Source organism: Aestuariivita sp., assembly GCF_049276915.1.
GTDB lineage: Bacteria > Pseudomonadota > Alphaproteobacteria > Rhodobacterales > Rhodobacteraceae > Aestuariivita.
Genome location: NZ_JBASXK010000049.1, coordinates 1 through 3184, shown reverse-complemented (window position 1 = coordinate 3184; position 3184 = coordinate 1). Strand labels below are relative to the sequence as shown.

General features: G+C 56.2%; 4 protein-coding genes. 2 read left to right on the top strand and 2 right to left on the bottom strand.

Going from position 1 to position 3184, the window contains the following annotated elements:
* A partial coding sequence (gene repC / locus WAO69_RS05065) for a replication initiation protein RepC (RefSeq protein ID WP_422176965.1) occupies positions 1 to 628 on the top strand: 628 nt, incomplete at its 5' end.
* A 137-nt stretch (positions 629 to 765) separates the two neighbouring features.
* Positions 766 to 1860 (top strand): Fic family protein, encoded by a 1095-nt coding sequence (locus WAO69_RS05060; RefSeq protein WP_422176964.1) that lies wholly within the window; start codon positions 766 to 768, stop codon positions 1858 to 1860.
* A gap of 62 nt (positions 1861 to 1922) precedes the next feature.
* Here the strand turns inward: WAO69_RS05060 and WAO69_RS05055 are convergent, their stop codons facing one another.
* Together WAO69_RS05055 and WAO69_RS05050 are read right to left on the bottom strand one after the other, a co-directional pair.
* On the bottom strand, positions 1923 to 2435 hold the full coding sequence (locus WAO69_RS05055; protein ID WP_422176963.1) for an RES family NAD+ phosphorylase: 513 nt from the start codon (positions 2433 to 2435) through the stop codon (positions 1923 to 1925).
* Positions 2435 to 2785 carry an MbcA/ParS/Xre antitoxin family protein gene (locus WAO69_RS05050; protein ID WP_005617048.1) on the bottom strand — a complete coding sequence of 117 codons (351 nt, stop codon included), beginning with the start codon at positions 2783 to 2785 and terminating at the stop codon, positions 2435 to 2437. Before WAO69_RS05050 ends, WAO69_RS05055 begins: the two co-directional genes overlap by 1 nt.
* Between the last annotated feature and the right edge of the window lie 399 nt (positions 2786 to 3184).

Genomic DNA, 3184 nt, shown 5'->3' with positions numbered 1-3184 from the left:
GTACATGGGCGTGCCCAAGACACAGGCCTTTGTTGCCGTGAAACGCGTAGGTGAGGTTGTGGAAAACACAGTCGAAACCACCGAGCAAGTACTTCAGAAGACTCAAAAAATGGACCCCAGGGAGGTCATTTCCGAACCTCATATACTAATTACAAATCAACTTAATCCTGTAACCTGTAATCGCTCAGAAACTGAGCAAGCGGCGGGCGTGGTGCCCAATGCGCCACCGGAGGAGCAAATTGATAGGGAGTTGGAAGATTGGGTGGCTGAAACGCGCAAGAAACGCGGGGCCGCCCTGGATCTGCCGACAGTCATGCAAGCCTGTCCTGAGTTTGCGTCCTGGGCGCGCAATATGGGCGGATATCTGAAGGATTGGGGCGATCTGCACCGTGTTGCAGGGCAGTTGAGGCCGATGATCGGCGTCTCAGAGAACGCCTGGAACATTGCGCAGGACCGGCTTGGGCCTCAAATTGCCACAGCAGCGCTGGTTCTCACATTCGAAAAGCATTGTGCAGGCGAAGTCGCATCTCCAGGTGGATATCTGCGTGGAATTGTCCAGAAAGCTGGGGCAGGGGAGCTGCATCTCGAGCGCAGTTTCTATGGCCGGTTGAGCGGACAGGCGGCATGATGGGAAGGGAAGTAGTTGTCTTACGTTCCAGGGCGAGTATGCGGAGATTGCCACCCTTATTCTCCGCGCAATCTGCGGTGTTTGGAGTTGTCTTGCGGAGATTTGGCGGTATAATCTCCGCAAGGAATGCGTAAAATATGACCTACATTCACGAACTCCCTGATTGGCCCCAGTTTACCTGGGATAAGGGCAAGCTGTCGTCACAACTTGCTGCGGTCCGTCACCGCCAAGGCAAGCTCCTGGGGCGCATGGAGGGTCTTGGCTTCGATCTTCGCAACGAGGCGATGCTCAGAACACTGACCAGTGATGTCGTCAAAAGCAGCGAGATCGAGGGGGAGACGCTCGACAAGGATCAGGTTCGCTCATCAATTGCAAAACGGTTGGGTCTCGAAATCGGCGGGTTGATCTCGTCTGATCGCCATGTTGATCTCGTCGTCGAGATGATGCTGGACGCGACTCAAGCGTATAATCAGCCACTGGATGCGGAGCGTTTGTTCGGCTGGCATGCGGCCCTCTTTCCGACCGGGCGAAGTGGAATGGCCCGGATCAGGGTAGGAAACTGGCGTGACGGTCCCATGGAGGTTGTATCAGGACCCTATGGCCGCGAACGGGTGCACTTCGAAGCGCCGAAAGCCGCGCGGCTCGACGCTGAAATGACCCGGTTTCTGCCCTGGTTCAATCAGACACCCGACACGGACCCAGTAATCCATGCCGCCATCGCGCACCTGTGGTTCGTTACGATCCATCCTTTCGATGATGGCAATGGGCGCATTGCACGCGCAATCGCGGATATGGCGTTGGCGCGATCCGAAGACAGCGCGCAACGGTTCTACAGCATGTCGACGCAAATTCGGCAGGAGCGGAGCGCTTACTACGACATGCTCGAGACGACCCAGAAAGGGGGACTCGATATCACGGCTTGGCTCGTTTGGTTCCTGGATTGCCTGGATCGTGCATTCGATGGTGCAGAGATCATTCTTGAGGCTGTATTCCAGAAGGCGCGGTTCTGGGAGAAATACGGAGCCGCCAACATAAACGACCGCCAGCGGGACATGCTCAATCGCCTTTTGGATGGGTTCGAAGGAAAACTCACGACGTCGAAATATGCGAAGATCGAAAAGTGCTCACAAGACACAGCCTATCGCGACATCCTCGATCTAATCGACTTGGGAGCTCTTGAGAAAGACGACGCTGGTGGACGTAGCACCAGCTATTCCCTGACAGCGACGTAAAGAGGCTTGTCACAGGCGCGGTCTGCGAAAAGTGCACCCCGTGAAAATGTCAGCCGATCACCTCACATTCGCGACAGCCGCTCTTCGTCATCCACGACGTCCAAAGAACCCTTATTGCCAGTCCAAGCCCACAACACGATGTTGAAGTCCGATGGCAAAGCGCCCTTCGCAAAACTTTGGATCAGAATCCCCGCAAACCGATCCGCCATGAGGGCGAGTGCAAAATCCTGTGTCGGAACCGATTGACCATCGAGCATCTTCATGCGCCATGCAGGGTCGGCAAGCATCGCCTCGGTCGCGCCATATCGGTCCAGTCCGTCCTGATCGCGGGTATCGAAAATAGGCCCAAGGTCGGCCTTGTAGGACACCAGGATCGTGGGTTGCAGGCTGCCGACCTGGTTGGCTTCTCTAAGAGCGGTCGCGGGATCCAGCGAGGTGTAGAGGGCAGGGGTGCCCTTGGCGTTAAAGCGCCCACCATAGAGTTCAGCGCCTCGTCCGGACAGAGGTTCACGCGCATAGACAGGGTTCAGGGCGCGATAGAGTGGGCCTGTGTAGCGCCCATCTTTCAGCGGCATCAGGCAAAGACACCCGCATCGACCGCATCGATGTATTCCAGAACTTGCTGAGCTTTGCCTTCCTGCACCAGCTGCATGGCTGTCCGGCCATCAAAGCCGGGCAGGGGCTCTGACCGGTACCATGCATAGGCCATCAGTTCAGAGCCGAAGCGGGGCTCGACTTTGTTCAGCACCTCTACCAATTCGCGCAGGCGGCGCTGCGTCTTGTCCGAACCGATGCGGGTTCGCCTCTGCAACGCGTCTTTGCCCAAGCCGACGGTCAATGCGATCTCTTCTGCTGACGTGCGTAGCACCGCGGCGATCTTGCGCGGTTCGAATTGCCCAGCTTCAGCAAAGTTCGTGATGTGCATGATCTATGCTCCTACAGTGATACTGACGGTATTTAGCGACAATATTGCTGAATTTCAAGCTGTCAGGAGGCGCTGTGCCTTCGTTTCCCATGCTAATCCGTAACGCTGCATTGCTCTGAACGCCGGAAATCCTGATTTTCGGGCCTGAAAAGTCGCAGTAGGCGCGTTTTTTGCCGATCGAGAACATCAGATAAGTTATTGATAATATGCCAAAGACTGCTGCGGTCGGGCTGGGGTTGCCGATATACCTTGCCGATCTTGGACCCCAACCGGCACTGACTGCATGAAGTCCTTGGGAACCGCGGTGGTGTCGGACCCTTGTCAGTTTCCGCGGTCCAGTTGGCGGTTGGAAAGTGAAAGTGGACTTCGGGTTTTGTGACTGACGGATGAGGGCCTTTG

Coding starts and splice junctions, on each gene's coding strand:
- WAO69_RS05050 (WP_005617048.1), bottom strand. CDS start 2,785: ATGCACATCACGAACTTTGCTGAAGCTGGGCAATTCGAACCGCGCAAG.
- WAO69_RS05060 (WP_422176964.1), top strand. CDS start 766: ATGACCTACATTCACGAACTCCCTGATTGGCCCCAGTTTACCTGGGAT.
- WAO69_RS05055 (WP_422176963.1), bottom strand. CDS start 2,435: ATGCCGCTGAAAGATGGGCGCTACACAGGCCCACTCTATCGCGCCCTG.